The sequence below is a fragment of the Synechocystis sp. PCC 7339 genome (assembly GCF_019924095.1).
In the GTDB taxonomy this organism is placed as follows: Bacteria; Cyanobacteriota; Cyanobacteriia; order Cyanobacteriales; family Microcystaceae; genus Synechocystis.
On record NZ_CP063659.1, the window covers coordinates 1,837,092 to 1,858,926 of the forward strand.

20 protein-coding genes and 1 pseudogene are annotated in these 21,835 nt (G+C 48.1%); 10 read left to right on the forward strand and 11 right to left on the reverse strand.

Going from position 1 to position 21,835, the window contains the following annotated elements:
* Positions 1-48 precede the first annotated feature (48 nt).
* From IQE94_RS08690 to IQE94_RS08715, 6 genes are all read left to right on the forward strand, one after another.
* A complete protein-coding gene (locus IQE94_RS08690) occupies positions 49-465 on the forward strand; it encodes a hypothetical protein (RefSeq protein WP_223343168.1) in 417 nt (138 codons plus the stop codon).
* 79 nt (positions 466-544) lie between these two features.
* The gene (locus IQE94_RS08695; protein ID WP_212717518.1) at positions 545-1,201 is read left to right on the forward strand and encodes a peroxiredoxin-like family protein; all 657 of its coding nucleotides are present in this window, start codon (positions 545-547) and stop codon (positions 1,199-1,201) included.
* Positions 1,202-1,238: 37 nt separating this feature from the next.
* Positions 1,239-1,721, forward strand: a complete 483-nt coding sequence (locus IQE94_RS08700) for a hypothetical protein (protein ID WP_212717519.1) — start codon at positions 1,239-1,241, stop codon at positions 1,719-1,721.
* Between the two features lie 119 nt (positions 1,722-1,840).
* Positions 1,841-2,548, forward strand: a complete 708-nt coding sequence (locus tag IQE94_RS08705) for a DUF4079 domain-containing protein (protein ID WP_223343169.1) — start codon at positions 1,841-1,843, stop codon at positions 2,546-2,548.
* A 16-nt stretch (positions 2,549-2,564) separates the two neighbouring features.
* Entirely contained in the window at positions 2,565-2,921 is a 357-nt protein-coding gene (locus IQE94_RS08710) for a cupin domain-containing protein (protein WP_223343170.1), read from the forward strand.
* Positions 2,921-3,961, forward strand: a complete 1,041-nt coding sequence (locus tag IQE94_RS08715) for a DMT family transporter (protein ID WP_212717522.1) — start codon at positions 2,921-2,923, stop codon at positions 3,959-3,961. The genes IQE94_RS08710 and IQE94_RS08715 overlap by 1 nt, the downstream gene beginning before the upstream one ends.
* Positions 3,962-4,042: 81 nt before the next feature.
* Here IQE94_RS08715 and clcA read toward each other — a convergent pair whose 3' ends face one another.
* From clcA to IQE94_RS08750, 7 genes and pseudogenes are all read right to left on the reverse strand, one after another.
* Positions 4,043-5,398 (reverse strand): H(+)/Cl(-) exchange transporter ClcA, encoded by a 1,356-nt coding sequence (gene clcA / locus IQE94_RS08720; protein ID WP_223343171.1) that lies wholly within the window; start codon positions 5,396-5,398, stop codon positions 4,043-4,045.
* Between the two features lie 9 nt (positions 5,399-5,407).
* Complete coding sequence (locus IQE94_RS08725) at positions 5,408-6,334, reverse strand: serine hydrolase (RefSeq protein ID WP_212717526.1); 927 nt, start codon at positions 6,332-6,334, stop codon at positions 5,408-5,410.
* Between the two features lie 54 nt (positions 6,335-6,388).
* A pseudogene (locus IQE94_RS08730) lies at positions 6,389-6,950 on the reverse strand (phycobiliprotein lyase).
* 161 nt (positions 6,951-7,111) lie between these two features.
* Positions 7,112-8,494, reverse strand: coding sequence for a photosystem II reaction center protein CP43 (gene psbC, locus IQE94_RS08735; RefSeq protein WP_194013892.1), 1,383 nt, complete (start codon positions 8,492-8,494; stop codon positions 7,112-7,114).
* Positions 8,478-9,536 (reverse strand): photosystem II D2 protein (photosystem q(a) protein), encoded by a 1,059-nt coding sequence (psbD, locus tag IQE94_RS08740; RefSeq protein ID WP_010872429.1) that lies wholly within the window; start codon positions 9,534-9,536, stop codon positions 8,478-8,480. Before psbD ends, psbC begins: the two co-directional genes overlap by 17 nt.
* 341 nt (positions 9,537-9,877) lie before the next feature.
* On the reverse strand, positions 9,878-11,221 hold the full coding sequence (dnaA, locus tag IQE94_RS08745; protein WP_212717530.1) for a chromosomal replication initiator protein DnaA: 1,344 nt from the start codon (positions 11,219-11,221) through the stop codon (positions 9,878-9,880).
* Between the two features lie 47 nt (positions 11,222-11,268).
* The gene (locus IQE94_RS08750; RefSeq protein ID WP_223343172.1) at positions 11,269-11,790 is read right to left on the reverse strand and encodes a YidH family protein; all 522 of its coding nucleotides are present in this window, start codon (positions 11,788-11,790) and stop codon (positions 11,269-11,271) included.
* Positions 11,791-11,886: 96 nt separating this feature from the next.
* Here IQE94_RS08750 and purT point away from each other — a divergent pair, with 96 nt between their 5' ends.
* Positions 11,887-13,062, forward strand: a complete 1,176-nt coding sequence (purT, locus tag IQE94_RS08755) for a phosphoribosylglycinamide formyltransferase 2 (protein ID WP_212717533.1) — start codon at positions 11,887-11,889, stop codon at positions 13,060-13,062.
* A 163-nt stretch (positions 13,063-13,225) separates the two neighbouring features.
* Here the strand turns inward: purT and IQE94_RS08760 are convergent, their stop codons facing one another.
* Positions 13,226-13,525, reverse strand: coding sequence for a YkvA family protein (locus IQE94_RS08760; RefSeq protein ID WP_212717535.1), 300 nt, complete (start codon positions 13,523-13,525; stop codon positions 13,226-13,228).
* 191 nt (positions 13,526-13,716) lie between these two features.
* Between IQE94_RS08760 and IQE94_RS08765 the strand changes: the two genes are divergently transcribed.
* A complete protein-coding gene (locus tag IQE94_RS08765; RefSeq protein ID WP_212717537.1) occupies positions 13,717-14,697 on the forward strand; it encodes a GHMP kinase in 981 nt (326 codons plus the stop codon).
* Positions 14,698-14,784: 87 nt separating this feature from the next.
* Positions 14,785-16,176, forward strand: coding sequence for a TldD/PmbA family protein (locus IQE94_RS08770; RefSeq protein ID WP_212717539.1), 1,392 nt, complete (start codon positions 14,785-14,787; stop codon positions 16,174-16,176).
* On the opposite strand, the gene mnmA is transcribed toward IQE94_RS08770, so the two are convergent.
* The 3 genes from mnmA to IQE94_RS08785 all read right to left on the reverse strand — a co-directional run bounded on the left by mnmA (position 16,173) and on the right by IQE94_RS08785 (position 19,929).
* On the reverse strand, positions 16,173-17,249 hold the full coding sequence (mnmA, locus tag IQE94_RS08775; protein ID WP_212717541.1) for a tRNA 2-thiouridine(34) synthase MnmA: 1,077 nt from the start codon (positions 17,247-17,249) through the stop codon (positions 16,173-16,175). The two genes, IQE94_RS08770 and mnmA, sit on opposite strands and share 4 nt — an antisense overlap.
* Before the next feature lie 116 nt (positions 17,250-17,365).
* On the reverse strand, positions 17,366-18,454 hold the full coding sequence (locus IQE94_RS08780) for a hypothetical protein (RefSeq protein ID WP_212717543.1): 1,089 nt from the start codon (positions 18,452-18,454) through the stop codon (positions 17,366-17,368).
* Between the two features lie 8 nt (positions 18,455-18,462).
* Complete coding sequence (locus IQE94_RS08785) at positions 18,463-19,929, reverse strand: glycoside hydrolase family 13 protein (RefSeq protein WP_223343173.1); 1,467 nt, start codon at positions 19,927-19,929, stop codon at positions 18,463-18,465.
* 110 nt (positions 19,930-20,039) lie between these two features.
* Here IQE94_RS08785 and abc-f point away from each other — a divergent pair, with 110 nt between their 5' ends.
* Positions 20,040-21,764, forward strand: coding sequence for a ribosomal protection-like ABC-F family protein (abc-f, locus tag IQE94_RS08790; RefSeq protein ID WP_212717546.1), 1,725 nt, complete (start codon positions 20,040-20,042; stop codon positions 21,762-21,764).
* The last annotated feature ends 71 nt before the right edge of the window (positions 21,765-21,835 follow it).

Here is a 21,835-nt window from a genome sequence, read left to right on the forward strand (position 1 = left end):
TATGGCATATTCCATTTTGCCGGCTTCCCATCGAAAAAAAAACAAGCAATGATGATTCCGTCAATAATTTCTATGTCTAAAAACTCGATGTTAAGACTCAAACCCTTTAGCCCTTTGCTAGCTCCCCTTATCCTAGCTAGCGCAATTACCATAGGAGATGTCACTTTTCACAGCTTTCTACCCCAAACTCAAAATACGGCGATCGCCGCTCCCCCTTCAGCCAGCCAAGAACAGATCAAGCTAATTATCACTAGCAAAGGAAAAACTGGCAGTGGAGACCAATTGAGGCGATTTTTCTATGGTGATCTAGAACCATTGGGAGTTCAGCCAGGGGGTGCTGGAATGGTTGTCAATCTATACAGCAAAAAGAGCGATATTACCTTTTCCTACTGTGCAACCTATGATGTAGTTGTGGCAGTGAAAGAAGGAAAAATTGTTATGTTTCCCGCCAGCGAAGTCAAGTAAATTCTTGGGAATTTGTTCAATTACTGCAATCTTTAGGGGATATGATAGGTTATAGCCTCTAGCTATTTCTAAGAAGATTGTGAATTTACAAATTGAACTATATAAGTTTCACCAAGAATCTTTAAAAAAAACACCTCCCAAAAGAGCTGCTGTTTTTTCGGATTTTATTAAAGGTTTGACTGAGGAATTTAAAAATCGAAGACAGTTGAGAATAGGAGATTTTGCCCCTGATTTTACCTTAATAAATACCCAGGGAGAAAAGATTATCCTTTCTGAACAACTTAAACAAGGCCCTGTCTTGCTCAAGTTTTTTCGGGGTTATTGGTGTCCCTATTGTGGTTTAGAACTACGGGCTTATCAAAAGGTTGTTAATAAAATTCGAGCATTAGGAGGAACTATTTTAGCCATTTCTCCCCAAACTCTAACCGCTTCTCAGAAAACCATTGAGCGTCATGATTTGACTTACGATCTCCTCAGTGACCATGGTTTACAAACGGCTCAGGATTATGAATTAGTTTTTACTGTTCCCGATGCGGTCAAACAAATTTATTTACAATCCGGCTGTGTTATTCCTGATCATAATGGCATAGAGGAATGGTTATTACCTATCCCCGCTACATTTGTGATTGATCGTCGTGGACATATCGCTTTGGCCTACATCAATGTGAATTTCCGTGTTCGCTATGAACCCGCCGATGCGATCTCCATTTTACTGTCTCTTTTTGTTGATAATTAGCCCAATTTTCTTTTCCTAGTTTAAGGAATTAAACCCCATGAATATTCGTCCTCTTATCGGCACATTTTCGGCTTTAGCTATTTCGTTAGCCTTTTTATCCTTGGCTAATTCCCCTGCCCAAGCGCAAATGACAATGCGTTTTACCACCCCTTTTGTCTCAGACTCTGGTTTTGTGGGAGCCGCTGGAAACACCCACTTTATCACCTTAGCCGTTACAGGATTTTCCCTAGAATCTACGACCATTAGCTTACCCCTTGACATGGCACGGTCTATTAATGTTAAGGCTTTTGATCCCAGTGGCAAGGAAATTCCCACCACCACAAAAATGTCTCCAGGGGGAATAACTATTGATTTTAACCAACCTGTTAACCCTGATACCTATGTAAGGCTGCAACTATCAGGGGTGGATATGTCACGCATGGGGGGACGTGCGCTTTATCGTGTCAGCACTAAGCTAAATGGTATCGACGGAGATGTTCCAATTGGTTCAGCAATGGTTAGGTTGAAAGACCAAAGTTAGTAACAACTTAATATTAGGTATTGGTGACATTAATGGCAAATATTCGCGGGGCAAGTAATGCTTAATAGTTCATCTTTAATTTCTTGAATATTGTTTAATAAATTTGGCAATTGTTTTTTATGATGGATTTTCAAGATACCTGGGCTTTGCTACATCCCGCAATCGCCATTATTGTAGTTTTCCCTCTGTTGGGCATTGTGGTCAATCGTGCTTTACTCACTCGTGAACGGCGTTTAGTAACGAAAGCGGGAGAAAAAAGTAAAATTCCCCCGGTGGTTGGCACTGAACACGTGGCGATCGGGAGACATCTCACTATAGCGGTGGTGGGTGTTACTTTTTTAGGGTTAGCCTATCCACTTTTTTCTAAATTTATTAATAAAAATGTCATCTCCCAGGAACCTTTTCGGGTTTTCCTGGTGATTGCTGTATTTGGCTTTAGTATTGCATCTTTTGTTTTTTTATTTCGTGCAAAAACAAAATTTTGGCGAGGCACTTTCGCCAGCTTAACAGGCATGGGGTTAGTATTGTTAGGGAGTCAACCTGAAATTTATCGCCGAGGACATGAATGGCTTGTATCCCATTTTTATTATGGAATTTTAGCCGCATTTTTAATGATTTTTTCAGTAGCAACTACCCAAGATATTTATCAAGATCGTCAAAATCGTTGGCGCAATGCCCACATTATTATTAATAGCCTTGCCTTATTACTTTTTATTGGTCAAGGGATAACAGGAGCGAGGGATTTACTAGAAATTCCACTCCATTGGCAAGCACCGTATGTTTATCAATGTGATTCTGTCAGTAAAACGTGTCCTCAGTTCAAGTAAGGAGCAAATTATTGCAATGGATAACCAACGGATTTTTGACTTAGAGCAAATGGCTTGTTTTTCCGAGCAAGGGGCAACGGTAACGCCGGTAATTGAGACAGAAAATTCTAGTATTGCTATCTGGGCTGTTCGACCGCAGCAAATTGTTCAGCCCCATTTTCATCCCGATGGTCAAGATACCTGGGTTATGCTAAAAGGGACTTTGACTTATTATTTGGGGGAACATAAAAGTCAAACTTTGACGCAAGGGGAAGTGGCGATCGCCGAAAAAGGTCAAGTCCATGGAGCGATCAATCATAGTCAAGAAAATGCAGTTTTTGTTTCCATTTATTCGGCTCCTCAGATTGGCTATCAACGGGAATTAGATTATTAATGAAAACACTTATTTCTATTTTTGGCACCTTTTTAAATCGGATTCCCAGCCCGATTTATCTTGCCCTTGCCGTAGTGATTTTTTCAGCGGCCAACGCTGTAACTAGTCGCATAATTGAGTTGGGCCAAGCTTATACAATTGATGGTCGGAATCCCATTTCTTTTTGTAATGTTCTTTTTGTGGGTAATTTGTGTGCCTTGGGTTTAATGATATTAATTTTTTACCCTGATTGGCAAATTGATAAATTAAAAAAGTTAACCAGAAAAGATTGGTTGCTTTTAACTATTACAGCTATTTTATCAAGAGCCATTGCCCCTGGATTAATGTTCAGCGCCCTAGATCAAACAAATGTGACCAATGTGGTTTTAATTGGAAGATTGGAACCAATTTTCACCCTAATTTTAAGTATTTTTTTGTTAAAAGCTTCCACAAATTGGTTAAGCATACTGGCAACCTTAATTTCTTTTATCGGAGTTGCTGTTACGGTTTTCTGGGGAGTTTCTGATCCAATTAACATGGTTATCCATTTCAATTTTGGGTTGGGGGAAATTTTTGTGGCGATCGCCGCTTTCATTTCGGCAATTACAACAATCCTGAGTAAACAACAACTGCAATCTATTCCAGTAAGTATTTTTACTGTTTATCGTAGTTTATTGGGAACTTTTGTATTTTTTTGGATAGCAGTTATTCTTTACGGGTTTGACCATTTTATGGATGTTTTTTCTCCTATTCTGTGGCAATGGATGTTAGTCTATGGGGCTATTATTGTTGTTCTTGGTCAATTGTTTTGGTTAGCCGGTCTTAAGACTGCCAGTTTTATTCAAATTAATTTGGCAAGCTTAGTCACCCCTATTTTAGCCATAATTTTTGCCTATCTAATCCTACAAGAAACTCCTACACAAGCCCAGTATTTAGGCGGAACTTTCTTATTAGTGGGAGCAATAATAAGTTTTGTGGATAATTTACAAGCATCAAAACGTAAGCAAACTTTGAATCCTCGTCAAACAATGGATACGAATGTCGGCTTTCGAGGGGTTTAGAAATGAACTAGCAATAGATTTTTAGATCAAAGAGAATACCAGAATTATTAGTCTTTTCCTTCATAAATATTTAGATAAATCTTAGCCATGGTTTTGTTTGGCTAAAGTTCTCTCCAACAATACTGCATAAATAGGTTTACCACCCAATCCTTCCGCCACCACACTAGCCACTAGACAAGTGACCAACAGAGGCAAAATCACAAAATAGTTATCAGTCATTTCAATGGTGAGCAAAATGGCTGTCAATGGGGCCCGCACCGTTGCGGCAACTAAAGCCCCCATACCGGCGATCGCCATCACGGCGGGTTCGGGAATTTGAGCAGGAAATAGTAAATGAAAATGCCGAGCTATGACAACGCTAGCAATGGAAGCAATACCTAGCATGGGAGCAAAAATACCACCGATCGCTCCGGAGCCATAGCAAATCAGAGTTAACAGGAACCTACCACAAAACACCAGTATTAGCGTCGAAGAATGGGACTGACTATTAAAAGCCCAGAGCACCGCATTGTCCCCGCCATTGGTGAGGGGTAAGGGCAATAGAGACAAAATCCCGATGACTGAACCGAGGATAAAGCCTTTCCATCGCATCGCTAGGGGAGGGAGTAGATCAAACCAGTCCAGTAGTTTGAATAGACCCCAGTTGAAGGCGTAACCCATGACCCCAAACAAAATGCCCAAAATGATGAACATCCAGAGGGAATCCAGGGGAACCCGTTTAAATTGAGTCAAACTGATAATGGCGGATTGTCCCCGAATCATCCGCAGAACAATGGTGGCCATCACACAGCCAAACAGCAGTCCGTGGTAGGCCAAAGTTTGACTGCGAAAACGGGGCCGCATTTCTTCTCCAATCAGCGCCATGCCCGCCAAGGGGGCGTTAAAGGCGGTGGCTAAACCGGCCCCGGCCCCCACCGCAATTAAAATTCGTTGATGTTCTTGGCTAGATTTCAACCAGCTTCCTATCATTTGTCCAATGCCTCCCCCCATTTGAATGGTTGGCCCTTCAAAACCCGCCAACATACCGGCCCCCAGGGACAAAAAGCCTCCCACGAGTTTGATGGGCAATACTCTCTGCCATATCAAGGGCAATTTCCCGTCTAAATGCCCTTCAATTTGAGGAATACCACTGCCACTGGTATCCGGGGCAAAGCGCTTCATTAACCAAAAGCTGAGTGCCACCATGCCCCCACTCACCAAAGCGGTCACCAACCAGGCCAACGGGGGAATGGGGGACAAGAGGCTGGCCAATTGAGATCGCCATTGGAGCACATTATTAACAGCGGACTTAAAACCAGCCCCCACCGCTCCAGTAATCAACCCCACCACAATGGCCGCCAATAGGGTACGGGGATGGAGAGAACGAGCACTGTCGGTTAAATTTCTGGGCAATCTATCTAACCAGCGTCGATTTGACCTTTCAAAGTGGGAAGCCATAGGTCTGGTTTAGTAGGCATTGGCGAAGGCTTGGGAAATAAACGGCAATAAACGGCGATCGCCAGCGAGGGCAGAATTTTCAGTAAATACCACCAAAAGATAGGGACTCTGGTGGGGAATTTCAATGTAGGCACAATCATGGCGCACCTGGCCCGTCCAACCGGCCTTAGACCAAATTTGGGCATCTTTGGGTAATGCTTCACCGAGAAAGCCGGTAATTTGGTTATCCTCCCCTGGGGAGGGCGGAGCGACCGTTAAATCCCGCTTGAGCAATTGCATCATTTGTTGGGAACGGATTGAGGACACGGCCACACCGCCAATGATACTGTGCAGTAAACGGGCCACAGCGTTGGTGGTCAACATGTTGCGCTGTTCGTAAAGTTCTCCCACAAAGGCCCTTTCCCGGCCGTAGTAACCATCACCCCAGGTCTTTTGGTTGACATTAATGTTCTGCAACTCCTCCCAGCCCAGGGATTTAAAATAACGGTTCACAATATTACGCTGTTGCTGCCAGGTTTCAAAGGGGCCCGGCGGTAACATGGGCCCACTGCTGGTACCGGTGAGTGTATCCACCACTAAGCTGGTGGCATCGTTGCTGGAGTCCACAATCATATCCCGCACCGCCCGCTCCAACTCCGGGGAATCCTTAACCATGCTCCCTTCCAACCATTCCGCCATGGCCACCAGATAAAACAATTTCACCACGCTAGCGGGATAAATGCGTTCAATGCCCCGGTAACTAAAGCCCCGCACGGGATACTGCCAAAATTCATTGGCGGCGATCGCCCCTCCGGTATTAACCATTACTGGAGCATCATAAACTAGCCAGGTCAAGGCAATTTGGTCCCGTTGCAAAGCAGGGAAAGTCTGCCAAGTGCTTTCAAGGATCGCCTGGGCCATATCCCCCAGGGCTGGATCTTGCTGAAAAAATGCCATGGAATAATCGGTTTCGGTTGAGGATAAAAACTGACACCTGTTACCTGATACTTGTTACTTTGCTGGAGGTAAACGCCGGATATCGGAATAGAAGGCACTATGACTATAACCTCCTCCCCGCTGGATCAGACTGGTGCGGAGTCGTAGGTTGGGGCTAGCATACCAATGCCTTTCTGTTAGGCGAGTTTCCCCATCCTGTAAATTTAAGGTCAAACACTCGTCTGACCCGAGATGGTAATCCCCGCGCAGGAACACTTTGCTCCCATCCCCATTACCCCGCCAAAGACGACCCTGTTCCGAGCGATCGCCGTCGGGCAGAAAACCGTAGTAAATGGAGCCGATATTTTTGGGCTTACCCCAGTCCACGGACGTATCCCAACTTAGTTGCAACATAATTAACCCTCCACCATGGTCTAAACCGGCCAGGGCTTGGAGCGATTGCCCTAGCTCAGTTTGACTATCCCACCGTTGCACTGTCACATCGGATTTGTCATTGCCCGCTTCATTTTGCTCAAAACTATAATTGGTACGTTGGGAAAGCCATTTTCCTTCCCAGGCGGTGATAAAGTCCAAAAACTGCATAGCGAAAAAGCTTCTCGGGGGCAACAGGCTTTATTTTAGGCGATTAGGCGATCGCCAAACAAAAATCCCCCACCAAACAGGCAGGGGAAAATAATGAATTTGGCTCAACCCCCTTAATTTCCCAAGTTGGGGAAAACTCAAAGGTCATTGCCCCCACCATGGGGGCTAGGGGGACTTTTTTAAAACAGTGCCAAATTAGTCTAGGTCAGGCATGAACAACGTGGGTTCAGTTTCCCGGTCAATGCCTTTTTCAAAACCAGCGGCCGCCGCCCGAGCACGACCAGCATGCCAGAGGTGACCCACCAGGAAGAAGAAGCCAAGGACGAAGTGGGAAGTTGCCAACCAAGCCCGGGGAGAAACGTAGTTAAAGGAGTTAACATCGGTGATTACCCCACCCACAGAGTTCAAAGAACCAAGGGGAGCGTGGGTCATATATTCAGCCGCCCGCCGTACTTGCCAGGGCTGAATGTCGTTGCGGAGTTTGTCGAGGTCCAAACCATTGGGGCCCCGGAGGGGTTCCAACCAAGGGCCACGGAAATCCCAGAAACGCATGGTTTCACCACCAAAGATGATTTCTCCAGAAGGAGAACGCATCAGGTATTTACCTAGACCAGTGGGGCCTTGGGCAGAAGCAATGTTAGCACCCAACCGTTGGTCCCGCACCAAGAAGGTGAAGGCTTGGGATTGGGAAGCTTCCATACCAGTGGGACCATAGAATTCACTGGGGTAAGCGGTGTTATTGAACCAAACAAAAATGGAAGCAATAAAGCCCATTAAAGAAAGGGCACCCAAGCTGTAGGAAAGATAAGCTTCCCCAGACCAGATCAGAGCCCGGCGAGCCCAACCGAAAGGCTTAGTGAGAATGTGCCAAATACCACCGGAAATACAGATCAAACCAATCCAGATGTGACCACCGATGATGTCTTCCATGTTGTTGACACTGATGATCCAACCTTCTCCCCCAAAGGGCGCCTTCAGCAGATAGCCAAAGATAATTGCCGGGTTAAGGGTGGGATTGGTAATCACCCGCACGTCCCCACCACCGGGGGCCCAGGTATCATAGACACCGCCAAAGAACATGGCTTTAAAGACCAGTAACAAAGCACCACAACCCAACAGGATTAAGTGGTAGCCAATGATATTGGTCATCTGGTTTTTATCTTTCCAGTCGTAGCCAAAGAAGCTGGAATATTCTTCCAGAACTTCAGGGCCCCGGAGAGCATGGTAAATACCCCCAAGACCTAAAACGGCCGAAGAAATTAAGTGCAATACCCCCACAACAAAGAAGGGGAAAATATCAGTTACTTCCCCAGCGGGACCAACGCCCCAGCCCAGGGTAGCAATGTGGGGCAGGAGAATTAAACCCTGCTCATACATGGGTTTTTCGGGGATGAAGTGGGCAACTTCAAACAGGGTCATGGCCCCAGCCCAAAAAACGATCAAACCGGCATGGGCAACGTGGGCACCAAGCAATTTACCGGAGAGATTAATCAGTCGGGCATTCCCCGACCACCAAGCAAAACCGGTAGAGGGAAGGTCACGTCCCCCCACCATCGAAGTATTAGAGAGCGTTACCACGGGGGAGAACCTCCTCAGGGAAGATAAAGTTTTCATGGGGTTGATCTTGGGGAGCCATCCAGGCGCGCATCCCTTCGTTCAACAAAATGTTTTTTGTATAAAACGTTTCAAATTCCGGGTCTTCCGCTGCCCGTAGCTCCTGGGAGACGAAGTCATAGGCCCGTAGGTTTAAGGCTAAACCGACGATACCCACGGAACTCATCCACAGACCAGTTACCGGCACGAACAACATAAAGAAGTGCAACCACCGCTTGTTGGAGAAGGCAATACCGAAAATCTGAGACCAGAAACGGTTAGCGGTCACCATGGAATAGGTTTCTTCTGCTTGGGTGGGTTCAAATGCCCGGAAAGTATTGGAATCTTCCCCATCTTCAAACAGGGTGTTTTCCACCGTGGCACCGTGGATAGCACACAGTAGGGCGCCGCCCAAAATCCCTGCCACTCCCATCATGTGGAAGGGGTTCAAAGTCCAGTTGTGGAACCCTTGCAGGAACAAAATGAACCGGAAGATTCCCGCTACCCCAAAGCTGGGGGCAAAGAACCAACTGGATTGTCCCAGGGGGTACATCAAAAAGACGCTGACAAACACTGCAATGGGACCAGAGAAAGCGATGGCGTTGTAGGGACGAATGCCGACCAGACGGGAAATTTCGAACTGACGCAGCATAAAGCCAATCAGACCGAAAGCACCGTGGAGGGCAACGAAGGGCCACAAACCACCAATTTGAAACCAGCGGGTCAGGTTACCTTGGGCTTCGGGCCCCCAGAGGAACAGGAGGGAATGGCCGAAGGCATCGGCGGGGGAAGAGACCGCCACGGTCAGGAAGTTAGCTCCTTCTAGATAGGAACTGGCTAGACCGTGGGTGTACCAGGAAGTAACGAAGGTGGTGCCGGTCAGCCATCCCCCCAGGGCCATGAAGGCACAGGGGAAGAGCAGCAAACCAGACCAACCAATAAATACGAAACGATCACGCTTTAGCCAATCGTCGAGGACATCAAACCATCCTCTTTCGACTGGGGCGCGTCCGACTGCAATAGTCATAAATGCAAATCCTCTTGCGTAGCTAGCATCAAAGGCAAGAATTTCTAAAGGAGGCTTCTGTAATTTGGGTTATGCCATTTAGACTCCATTCTCTAATAAGACGAGACGATTGGAAACTACACCGCTAGGGTAGAGCGGTTGGCCAAAACCCAAATGTGGCCTGTCGGTGGAACAATATTTGTTCTCCTGATGCCATTTTCTTATGGGTAGCAAGCCGGGCCACAGGGGCCAAACCTGCACTGATGTTGGCGTTCCTTGCCGAAACGCATTTACATATTATTAGCAAATATTTTACATTCTGACATATTCATTCTCATAATTAATCACCGATCGCCGGGGGTCTAGGATTCCGGGGCTTGGCCGGCAATGTTGATGCGATGACTGAGGCTAGTAAGGGTTTGACTGGTCTCCCAATCTTTTTGTTGTAGTTGGGTGATTTTGTCGCAACTGTACATGACGGTGGTGTGGTCCTTACCGCCAAAGGCTTCCCCAATGCGGGGCAAACTCAAGTCCGTGTGCTGACGCATTAAATACATCCCCACTTGACGAGCCAGGCTAACTTCCCGGCGGCGGGAGTTACTCAGTAGTTCTTCGACCTTTAACTGATAATGCTGGGCCACGATGCTGATGATGGTCTCCGGGGCAGCGGCCACCTTTTCCACCGGGGGGTTGAGCACCGGAGCAATGTTTTCCACTGTCATGGCCACACTCGATAGGGACGTGTAGGCGATCGCCCGAATTAGGGCTCCTTCCAGTTCCCGGATATTGGAAGTGTAATGGGAAGCAATGTACTCAATAACCTCCTTAGGTAGACGAATCCTGTCGTACTCAGCTTTTTTTTGTAAAATAGCCATGCGGGTTTCCAAATCCGGCACTTGGATATCAGCGATTAAACCCATGGAAAAGCGGGAAATGAGCCGGTCCTGTAGGCCAGGAATCCTTTGGGGGGCCCGATCGGAGGCCACTACCACCTGTTTGCCCGCTTCGTGGAGGCTGTTGAAGGTGTGAAAAAATTCCTCTTGGGTGTACTCTTTGCCCTTAATAAATTGGATATCGTCAATGAGCAAAAAGTCGGCACTGCGGTAATATGCCCGAAAATCCTCCATATTGTCCTGGCGGATAGCGGTGATCAGGTCATTGGTGAATCGTTCTGTGGAAACGTAATAAACTTTGGCATTGGGATACATTTCCAACCGGTAATGGGCGATCGCCTGCATGAGGTGGGTTTTTCCTAGACCAACGCCGCCACAGAGGAAAAGGGGATTAAATTCCCGCCCGGGGGATTCCGCCACTGCCAAAGAAGCGGCATGGGCCATGCGATTGGTCGGCCCCACCACAAAACGCGAAAAGGTGTACTTAGCATTGAGGGCAGTGGAATTTTTAGCTGTGGTCTCCACCGTTAGGGGTGACTGGCGAGGAGTTAAGCTGTGGGGCTCCAGGCCGTCGGTGGTTAACTTCACAGTGATTTCCTGGCCAGTTAAGTCCGTTAGTACCTCCATCAGCAGTGGGCCATAGCATTTTTGCAAATGGTTGAGGACGAAGCCGTTTTCCACCTGAATGGTGGCCACTCCATCCCCTAAGGAGGTCAGCACTGATGTTTTGATCCAAGTGTCAAAAGCCGGTTTGGTTAACTGGGTTGCCAGGATGGCCAGGGCCTGTTGCCAAAGATTTTCGCAGGAGACCATTAAAAATACACGTAGTAAGGAAAAGCCTATTGCCCCACTCGAACAGTCTAAAGCGACTGGAACATAATCGCTAAAAAAGCAAACGTTCCCACCACCACCAAGGCGATCGCCACCACAAAACTAATGGACAGGCGGGACTGGTAAGTGAAACGTCCCCGTTCAATGCACTTTAAATCTTGACGGTGATTGATGGCGGCCGCTAGTAGGGCCAAGGTGCCAATGATAATAAAGGATAAACCCAAAGTCCGGGATAAATGAAAACCATTTCTGCCTCCCGGAAACGCGCCGTGGATGGCGGCGACAATGCGGTCAATGCCCACGCCAAAACTAATCAAAGAAAGACTGGTGCGAATCCAAGCCATTAAGGTCCGTTCTGCGGCGGCCCGGTTCCGTTCCTTGGCCAATTCATTAGCTAGGTTATAGGGCTCTGGCAGTGGGGGATAGTTATCCATACATTCTGCTGGCAAGTAACTTTGCAGTTCATTATGGCCATGGGAACTAAAACCCCTTGTCAAAACCCAACCCATGGAAACGGCTAAGACCCTAGGGACTTTGGCGGCTATAACCAAGGATTTGTCCCAGGGGTAAGGAGGCAATAACTGTGGGAAACTGGGAAAAACCGGTTCCCTCGCCGGTGGTCATCCCCTGCCCTCTAACATTTAACCATGGTCAACCCCGTCACTTTGCCCCAAACCTTTTTGCTACTTGGCTCCGGGGAACTGGGTAAGGAATTTACCATTGCCGCCCAAAGATTAGGTAATTGGGTAATTGCGGTGGACCGTTATGCCGATGCCCCAGCCATGCAGGTGGCCCAGATTTCAGAAGTCATTTCCATGTTGGATGGGGACGCCCTGGCAGCGGTGGTAAGAAAATATCAGCCGGATTGGATTGTACCGGAGGTGGAAGCGATCCGCACAGAAAAATTATTGGAGTTAGAAGCCCAGGGTTATCGGGTTATTCCCACCGCCCAAGCCACCAATTTCACCATGAACCGAGACCGAATTCGGGAGTTGGCCGCCCAACAGTTGGGGGTGCGTACTGCCCGTTACGACTACGCTACCAGTCTGGCCGAGTTGGAGCAAGTTAGCCAGGCCATTGGTTTTCCCAACGTGGTTAAGCCGGTGATGTCTTCCTCCGGTAAGGGTCAATCGGTGGTTAACAGTAATGAAGAGGTGACCCAGGCTTGGCAAGCGGCGATCGCCGGAGCGAGGGGGGATCAAACCAAAGTGATTGTGGAGGAGTTCATTCCCTTCGAGTTGGAAATTACTTTGCTGACCATCCGCCAATGGCAGGGGGAAACCCTCTTTTGTGATCCCATTGGCCACCGGCAAGAACGGGGAGATTATCAAGAATCGTGGCAACCGGCCCCTTTAAACCCAGGGCAGTTAGCCCAGGCCCAGGCGATCGCCAAAACAGTCACCGATGCTTTGGGGGGAGCGGGCATTTTTGGGGTGGAATTTTTCATTACCCCGGAGGAAGTGATTTTTTCCGAATTATCTCCCCGGCCCCATGACACCGGCATGGTTACCCTAATTTCCCAAAATTTGAACGAATTTGAGTTACATTTGCGGGCCATTTTAGGTTTACCCATTCCCCACATTCAACAAACGGGCCCCGCCGCCAGTGCGGTTATTCTGGCCCCTGAAGCTGGGGAAAATCTTAGTTACAGTGGAGTCGCAGAAGCCTTGGCCGAAGCCCATACGGATTTGCGGTTATTTGGTAAACCCAATGCTCGACCCCATCGTCGTCTGGGGGTAGCCCTAGCCCGGGGGGAATCCGTTGATCAAGCCCGACGTTTAGCCCAAGCCGTAGCCGAAAAGGTAATTGTGCAAACGGAATAATTGGCAAACAAAAACTTCCCAGGGGATAAATTGACTAGGGAAGTTCACAGAAGTCTAGGTTTTGGCGACTTGATTCCATTCTCGAAATCCTCTGACTCTGAAGGTCTTCCAGGGTTAGAGAATCGGAGGAATGCAATGACAAGCTAAACTGAGTACAATTAAATTAACTATGGGCTACATCTTGTCCCACCACATCTACCACCACCGATTCCTGGGGGGCATTCTTTTCCTGTTTGACGGCTTTATTTTTCAATCCAGTGAGGACCATTTGGGAAATTTCCGAGACCAATAAAGTGGCAATTAAACCATCGTCAATCCAACCAAGCACAGGGAAAACATCGGGCAAAAAGTCGATGGGGCTGAGGAGATACACCAGGGAACCAAGGACAATCCACCAGCGGTACCGGGGATGTTGGAGCATTTGACGGTACCAGCCGTAGAGGGATTCGAGGGAAAATTTCATGGGGTGCTGTGGGGAAAGAACAGTTTAATTTTGGCAGATCTCATGGGGTATCCGGGGGGGGGAAACTCCCAGGGTTAGGGACGGATTCCCCTCCAGGACAGGGTTTGAGCAGTGGTTTTCGCATTGAACGCTGACATTGCCCCCCAGTCGGCAATAATGTATCTGTCGTTAACCTTGTCTTTGCCAGGCCCATGCTGATTTCCCGTGCCCCTGTCCGCATTAGTTTTTTTGGTGGGGGAACTGATTATCCTGAGTATTTTCTCCAGCATGGTGGTGCGGTCCTAGCCACGGCGATCGACAAATTTTCCTACGTCACTGCTAGCCCTTTTTTGAGCCATTTATTTGACTATTCCATTCGAGTTTCCTACCGCAAAGTGGAATTGGTCAAAAATCCCAGTGAGATGGAGCATGTGGTTTTTCGGGAATGCCTGAAATTTTGTGGTTTGGAAAAGGATATTGAGCTCCATAATGTGGCAGATTTACCAGCTTTTACCGGCCTAGGTTCCTCTTCTGCCTTTACCGTTTCCTTACTACAGGCTTTGCACTCTTTCAAGGGGGAGTTTATTCGTCCTCTGGATTTGGCCTATGAAGCTATTTATGTGGAAAGGCATTTAGTCAACGATAAAGTGGGCTGTCAGGATCAACTCATGGCTGCCATGGGGGGATTTAACTTAGTGGAATTCCGTAAGGAAGATGACATTGTGGTTAGTCGGGTGACCATGGCCCCGGCAAGGATGGCGGAGTTTGAAGAACATATCTTTATTGTTTTTACTGGCATCAAACGGCGGGCGGCCAATGTGGTGGAAAAGCAATTAAAGCGGGTGGGTAATAATCGGGAAACTTTGCAACTGATGCGTGCCATGGTGGACAAGGGTTGGGATATTTTGACCAGTAACCAATGCCTATCTGCCTTTGGGGAGTTGCTAGACCAAGCCTGGCAGGCAAAACGGAGCTTGGATGTGGGCATTTCCAACGGCGACATTGACAGTATTTATCAACAGGGACGGGAAGCAGGGGCCTGGGGCGGTAAGTTGCTGGGGGCCGGAGCGGGGGGGTTTATGTTATTTTTTGCCCCGCCATCAGTGCATCCCCGTTTGGCGGAAACTTTTAAAAATCATCAGGTTTTATCGGTGAAAATTAACGCCCCCGGTTCCCAAATCATCTTCTCCTAGGTTGAAAGCTGTTGAGCTCCATGAATTTTGGCGGTCAAGCAGGGGCGGGAAAAGTATCATGGATGGTGACTCCCTAATTCTTTTTCAATGAACTTAGCCACCATTAAAGCAACCCTGCCGGAACTAATTGGCCGTTACCGGTCCCAAGCGGACTTTATCAGTATCCGGTTGGAACAGTCTGAAGGCACCCAAATTAGCTTACGGGGTAACCAGGTGGAAACTCTCAGTGAGGGCATTGCCATTGGTGGCCAGGTGCGGGTTTGTCATCAAGGGGGCTGGGGCTTTGCCAGTTTTAATCGTTGGGAGCAGTTACGCCAAAGATTAGAAGAGGCGATCGCCGCGGCCCGGTTAATTGGGGACGATGAAACCCTGTTGGCTCCCATTGATCCAGTCCAGCAAACCTTTATTAATCCTTTGACGGGTAAAGACCCCCGTGAGATTAGTTTGGCTGATAAAAAAGCCCTCTGTGACCACTACAATGATCTGCTCCGGGGCACCAGCGATAAAATTACCACCACCCATGTGCGCTATAGCGACAGTCAACAAACGGTGTTGCTCGCCACTTCAGAAGGGACTTTGTTGGAGCAATGTTGGTGGGACTTGGAAATGCGTTTTGCCGCCACTGCAAAGGATGGCAATGGGGTGCAAGTAGGTAGGGAAACCACAGGCTCCCGCCGGGGCTATGGGGACTTGGAAAATTTAGATACCGTGGTACAGGAGGCGGCGAAACGGGCAGTGAAAGCGCTAACTTTGCCTACAGTACAGGGAAAAATTTATCCGGTGGTGATTGACCCAATTTTGACTGGGTTATTTGTCCACGAGGCCTTTGGCCATTTATCCGAAGCAGATATGCTCTACGAAAATCCCGACTTTTTGGAAGTGATGAGCTTGGGGCGACGCTTTGGCCCACCGGAGTTGCAAATTTTTGATGGGGCGGCCCCCCCAGGGCACCGTGGCAGTTACGGTTTTGACGACGAAGGGGTACCGGCCACCACCACCCAACTAATTAAAGACGGCGAGTTGGTGGGCAGACTCCACTCCCGGGAAACGGCAGGGAAGTTGGGGGAACAACCCACTGGTAATGCCCGCTGTTTGAATTACCACTATCCCCCCATTGTGCGCATGACCAATACGTGGATTGGCCGGGGAGCAACCCCTGTGGCCCATTTGTTAGACGGCATTGAGGAGGGGGTTTATGCCCAAAACTGGCTCGGGGGTATGACCAATGGGGAAATGTTCACCTTCAGCGCCGGGGAGGCTTGGATGATCCGTAATGGCCAGCTAGCAGAACCGGTTAAGGATGTGACCCTCTCTGGCAATGTCTTTAAAACCCTGGCTAACATCGAGGCGATCGCCGACGACTTTTATTGGGATGAGTCCGGGGGTTGTGGCAAAGGGGGCCAAAATGGCTTAGCCGTGGGTTGTGGTGGCCCAAGTTTACGCATCCGGAACGTGGTGGTGGGGGGCGATGTCGCCTAGACCCCTGCTTTTTCCGACTTTTGGGGGCAGATGATGCCTCCCCCTAGCACCCGATCGCCATCGTAGAACACAGCGGCCTGGCCGGGGGTGATGCCAAATTGGGGTTCGTCAAACACCAGTTTGATTTGTTGGTCGTCCCAGGGAATGGCGTTGACCGTCACCGGAGCAGAACGGTAACGCACCTGTACCTCGCAGCGGATGGGGGCCGTTGGTTCGGGAATGGACACCCAATTTAACCTTTGCACGTAGCATTCTCCACTGCCCGCACTCTGGCGATCGCCAACAATAACCCGATTCATCACCGGATCGAGCTTAACCACGTATAACGGTTCCGCGGCCGCAATGCCCAGTCCCTTCCGTTGGCCAATGGTGTAGTGATGAATGCCTTCATGGTGTCCCAACACCGCTCCGGACAGGTCAACAATTTCCCCCGCTTTGGGGGCAATGTACTTGTCCAAGAAGTCCCGCATGGAACCATGGGCTTCAATCAGACATAAATCCTGACTATCCTTCTTCTCTGCTGTGCTCAGGTCAAACTCCGCCGCCAACTGTCGGGTCACAGTTTTGGTTTGTTCCCCCAGGGGAAACAGGGTCGCCGCCAAAATTTCCTGGGACAGGTCATACAGAAAATAGGATTGATCCTTCTGGCGATCGACCGCCCGCAATAACTCATAGCGCTGACTGTCTTCGTTGAAGCGAATGCGAGCATAATGGCCCGTGGCAATTTTATCGATACCAAGGGACTGTTGGGCGTATTGCAACATGGGACCAAACTTCACGGCTTTATTACATTGGGAACAGGGCAGTGGGGTCACGCCCTCGCCGTAACCCTGCACCAGGTAATCAATGATGTGATTTTGGAATAAATCCCTAGTATCAACAATTTCGTGGGGTACCCCCAACTGCTCACAGATAGAAGCAGCATCCACCAGCCCTTCCGAACAGCACTGACCCTTACCCTTCATTAACCAGAGAGTCACCCCCACCACGGCATGACCTTGACGGTGCAACAGGGCCGCCGCCACCGAACTATCTACCCCACCGGATAGTCCCACCACTACTTTCTGCGTCATTGCTCGTTTACTCTGCGCTCCAAATTGACAAGTGTTGCTCTAACAAATAAGCCCTAACTCAGCTTAACCTAGAAAAACTATCCCCAAAAACTACGGGAAAAAACAAAATCCCCAACTTAATAATTTTCAAAACGAGTATGGGGCGCAAAGTCGCCCAAACCGTCACAGGCCATAATTCCCTGGACTGTTAAGCCTTTGACTGGGTGAGGATGGTAAAAGTTTAAAAATTTGTCTAAAGTCGTTGTCAAATCCTGGTGGGCCACAATTTGCTTCCGGAGGGCTTGGTCTAAAAAAGGAACCAACAATGCTAAAAAATCCTGACTAACTATGGTGGCTAATTGGGCCTGATCCGTTAGACAGGTAAAACTTTTCTCGATTCTGCCATTACCTTCAATTTGGCAATGACTCTGTCCTCGATGCCAAATATGATCATCTTTCAACACAGATCCCCCACCAAAGTTGCGATCGCCGGGAAATATCGTATGAACACAGCCAACTGAATACATCGATGTTTGGCTACGGCCAAAATAGGGATAACGAAAACTACAAACGTCTGTTAACAAAAACGTATTGGGATGACGTTTAGTGTGGGCTGGAGCAAAAGAATCCTGGACTGTATGGAGGGCCGCCCCAATAAATTTGAGGCCTAATTGTTTGCGCTGGTAACGGTCTAAATTTTGGCTGATTATTTGTTGTCCCGCCATTACTTCAGTGCCGTAAATCACTGTATTTTTAATAAAATTCTGAGATAGCAGACAAGACGCTTTGGCACTAACGGCTTGTTGTTGACTTTGACCAAGATAATTACGGGTAAAATGCATCACCTGGGAGCGGAGTTCATTGTGATTTATGGTTGCGACTATAAATCTTTCCTGTTCCTGGATAGTAAATTCATCCCATTCTGGCCCCAATAAAATCCTGATTAAAATTTTTGTCAAACTTGGATCAAGTTGGGGAAAATCATTAACCACATTGCCATAGGCCAAAGGATGGGATAAATAATTTACGCCGCCGACATAATCACCGTAAAAAACCCTAGTTAATTTATCCTCGCTAAATTGGAGTCTTGTGAGCGCAAATTTGGTTAGATATTCATGCCCTGGCATAATGTAACAGGAAAAGGCTTGAGCAGGCGAAGCTCCCCAGGATAGTAACCAAGTAAACCCCAGAAAAGATAGACATTTTTGGAAAAATGCTAGCTTCATGGCCAAAATTAGATGATGGCAAAAGCTGCTCCTGATTGGGGGGCCATGGTCAAAAGCAACCCTGCGTTGTTCCGGTCAATTGCGGTCTCGCCATTGGCGGCAAATATAGATTCAGATACGTCTATTTTATCCAAATTTATTGTTTCTGAAGATAATAAAATTTCCATTATGTTGTCACCACTATTAACAGCAACAATTATGGCTTCATCACCGTATTGCCGCTGAAAAACATAGCCCATACCTGCCGTGACGAGAATTTTGTAATCCCCCAGTTGCAAGCATTGATAGCGATGGCGCAGAGCGATCAATTGACGATAAAATTCCCAACAATCTAAATCCCAATCAGTTTTTGCAGGAAAAACTCGGCGACAATCGGGATCTGCTCCCCCTGCTAAGCCCACTTCGTCACCGTAGTAAACACAGGGAGCACCGGGGAAAGTAAACATTAGTAGGAGGGCTAGGTTAACGCTGGGCCGATCGCCATTGGCCAGGGTTAAGAGGCGGGCGGTGTCGTGGCTATTGAGCAAATTCAATTGGGTTAACTGAATCTCCCAGGGGTGTCGTTGCAGAAGTTGGCTAATTTTTTCTCCATAGGCTTCTGCGTTGAGGGCGGGGTAGGGACGATATTCTTCCCCCCGTAGATGTTCTTTTTGCAGGCGATCGCCAATGGTGAAGGCCACTGTTGGTTCGGTGAATCGGTAATTCATCACGCCATCAAACTGATCTCCGCCTAACCAAGGACTAGCATCACACCAAATTTCCCCCACAATGTAGGCTTCCGGGTTAATAGCTTTGACCCGACGGCGAAATTCCGCCCAAAACCCCTCCGCTTTGACACAATCGGGCACATCTAAACGCCAACCATCAATGCCTTGGGCAATCCAATATTCCCCTACCCGCATTAAATATTCCCGCACGTCGGGATTATCGTGGTTAAACTGCGGCAAGGCTCGCAAATCTACCCAACCCCGATAATTAGCCGGCAAAGAACCGTCATAGGCTGATAAAGGCCAGTCTTCGATGTAAAACCAATCTAACCAGGGGGAATGGGGCCCGTTTTCCAAAATGTCGTTGAAAAAGTAGAAACCCCGACTGGCATGGTTAAACACTCCGTCCAAAACCACTTTCATTTCTCGACTATGGGCCGCAGTTAGTAGGGTCTCCAAAGCTTCATTGCCCCCCAGGAGAGGGTCCACTTGGTAATAGTCATGGGTGTGGTAACGGTGGTTACAGGCGGACTGGAAAATGGGAGTGAGGTACAAAGCAGTAATGCCCAAATCCTGCAGATAATCTAAATGTTCGATCACGCCCCACAGGTTTCCCCCTTTATAGCCCTCCACCGTTGGTGGTGTATCCCATGGTTCTAGCTTTGGTTGTTGAGCGACGGCGATCGCCTGCTGTTGGCCGACGGCGAAACGATCCGGAAAAATTTGATAGAAAACAGCTTTTTTCACCCAATCTGGGGTTGCAACCATGATGATAATAATCCTCGCAGATATTTTCAGGGACTCAAGATTGGGGGACAGGGTTTAAATGCCAATTTTTCGATAGACTGGAAGCTCAGTTTCCCCCCAGCCCTATTCCTATGCTCCGACTTGAACACATCCGCAAAATTTATCCCACCGGCGAAGTTCTTAAAGATGTGAACTGGGAAGTTAAACCAGAAGAACGGGTAGGCCTGGTGGGGGTCAACGGGGCCGGAAAATCCACCCAACTCAAGATCATTATGGGGGAAGTGGAGGCCACTGCGGGGGAAATTATTCGGCCAACGGCTCTGAAAATCGCCCATTTAACCCAGGAATTTGACGTTACCCCCACCCGTACTTTACGGGAGGAAATGTGGACCGTATTCACCGAGGCGAACCAGGTTCAGGACTCCATGCACCATGTCCATCAGGCTATGGAAGTGGCCGATCCGGACACCCTGGAAGATTTAATTCATAAATTAGATAAATTACAACGACAGTTTGAAGCCCTGGACGGTTATCGGTTGGAGTCGCAAATTGAGCGGATTTTGCCGGAAATTGGTTTTGAACCGGAGGACGGCGATCGCCTGGTCAGTTCCTTTAGTGGCGGTTGGCAGATGCGGATCAGTTTGGGCAAAATTCTACTGCAGGAGCCGGATTTATTACTGCTGGACGAACCAACAAACCATTTAGATTTGGAAACCATTGAATGGTTAGAAATTTATCTCAAGGGCTTAAAAACCCCCATGGTGATTATTTCCCATGACCGGGAATTTTTAGATCGTCTTTGCACCAAAATTGTCGAAACGGAACGGGGAGTTTCCACCACCTATCTGGGTAATTATTCCAGTTATCTCGTGCAAAAGGAGGAAGGGACCTTGGCCTTGGCTAGTGCCTATGAACATCAACAAAAAGCTTTGGCCAAACAACAAGCCTTTGTGGACAAATTCCGGGCAAGTGCCACCCGCAGTACCCAGGCTAAAAGTCGGGAAAAACAACTAGAAAAAATTGAGCGAGTAGAGGCCCCCGTCGGTGGTGTCAGAACCCTTAAATTCCATTTCCCCCCCGCTCCCCGCAGTGGTCGTCAAGTGGCCCTGATTGAAGATGTTTCTCATGCCTTTAACGATAAGTTACTCTTTCTGGGGGCAAATTTAGAAATTGAACGGGGCGATCGTATTGCATTTCTCGGCCCCAACGGTTGCGGAAAATCCACCCTCTTGCGGATGATTATGGGCATGGAATTGCCGGAGGAAGGCCAAATAAAACTAGGGGAACACAACATTTTACCTGGCTATTTTGAGCAGAACCAAGCGGAAGCCTTAGACCTGGAAAAAACTGTGATGGAAACCATCCATGATGAAGTACCCGACTGGAAAAATGAAGAAGTACGGACCCTGTTGGGGCGATTTCTCTTTTCTGGGGAAACCGTGTTTAAAAAAGTAGCCTCCCTCAGTGGCGGAGAAAAAGCCCGCTTAGCCCTGGCGAAAATGTTGCTCACTCCGGCCAACTTTCTCATCCTTGATGAGCCCACCAATCACCTGGATATTCCCGCCAAAGAAATGTTAGAGGAAGCATTACAGGAATATGAAGGCACCGTGGTGCTAGTTTCCCACGACCGTTATTTTATTTCTCGGGTCGCTAATAAGATAGTGGAAATTCGGGATGGGGAACTGGTGGTGTACAGCGGTGATTACCATTACTATTTGGAAAAATTAGAGGCGGAAAAAGCCGAGAAAAAACGTCGTCTAGCCGCTGAACAGGCGGCAAAAAAGCAAGCAGAAAAACGGGCTAAGCAAGCGGCGAAAAAAGCAGAGCAAAAAAGCAAAAATGTCATTGCTCCCTAGTATTGTGCAGAAAATGAAAACGATGGTGTTGTTTCTCCCTCTACCCTTCTGATAAGGGGGAGAAATACAAG

Coding starts and splice junctions, on each gene's coding strand:
- purT (WP_212717533.1), top strand. CDS start 11,887: ATGGTCAACCCCGTCACTTTGCCCCAAACCTTTTTGCTACTTGGCTCC.
- abc-f (WP_212717546.1), top strand. CDS start 20,040: ATGCTCCGACTTGAACACATCCGCAAAATTTATCCCACCGGCGAAGTT.
- IQE94_RS08700 (WP_212717519.1), top strand. CDS start 1,239: ATGAATATTCGTCCTCTTATCGGCACATTTTCGGCTTTAGCTATTTCG.
- IQE94_RS08760 (WP_212717535.1), bottom strand. CDS start 13,525: ATGAAATTTTCCCTCGAATCCCTCTACGGCTGGTACCGTCAAATGCTC.
- mnmA (WP_212717541.1), bottom strand. CDS start 17,249: ATGACGCAGAAAGTAGTGGTGGGACTATCCGGTGGGGTAGATAGTTCG.
- IQE94_RS08725 (WP_212717526.1), bottom strand. CDS start 6,334: ATGGCATTTTTTCAGCAAGATCCAGCCCTGGGGGATATGGCCCAGGCG.
- clcA (WP_223343171.1), bottom strand. CDS start 5,398: ATGGCTTCCCACTTTGAAAGGTCAAATCGACGCTGGTTAGATAGATTG.
- IQE94_RS08785 (WP_223343173.1), bottom strand. CDS start 19,929: ATGGTTGCAACCCCAGATTGGGTGAAAAAAGCTGTTTTCTATCAAATT.
- IQE94_RS08710 (WP_223343170.1), top strand. CDS start 2,565: ATGGATAACCAACGGATTTTTGACTTAGAGCAAATGGCTTGTTTTTCC.
- IQE94_RS08705 (WP_223343169.1), top strand. CDS start 1,841: ATGATGGATTTTCAAGATACCTGGGCTTTGCTACATCCCGCAATCGCC.
- IQE94_RS08770 (WP_212717539.1), top strand. CDS start 14,785: ATGAACTTAGCCACCATTAAAGCAACCCTGCCGGAACTAATTGGCCGT.
- IQE94_RS08765 (WP_212717537.1), top strand. CDS start 13,717: ATGCTGATTTCCCGTGCCCCTGTCCGCATTAGTTTTTTTGGTGGGGGA.
- dnaA (WP_212717530.1), bottom strand. CDS start 11,221: ATGGTCTCCTGCGAAAATCTTTGGCAACAGGCCCTGGCCATCCTGGCA.
- psbD (WP_010872429.1), bottom strand. CDS start 9,536: ATGACTATTGCAGTCGGACGCGCCCCAGTCGAAAGAGGATGGTTTGAT.
- IQE94_RS08780 (WP_212717543.1), bottom strand. CDS start 18,454: ATGAAGCTAGCATTTTTCCAAAAATGTCTATCTTTTCTGGGGTTTACT.
- IQE94_RS08715 (WP_212717522.1), top strand. CDS start 2,921: ATGAAAACACTTATTTCTATTTTTGGCACCTTTTTAAATCGGATTCCC.
- IQE94_RS08690 (WP_223343168.1), top strand. CDS start 49: ATGATGATTCCGTCAATAATTTCTATGTCTAAAAACTCGATGTTAAGA.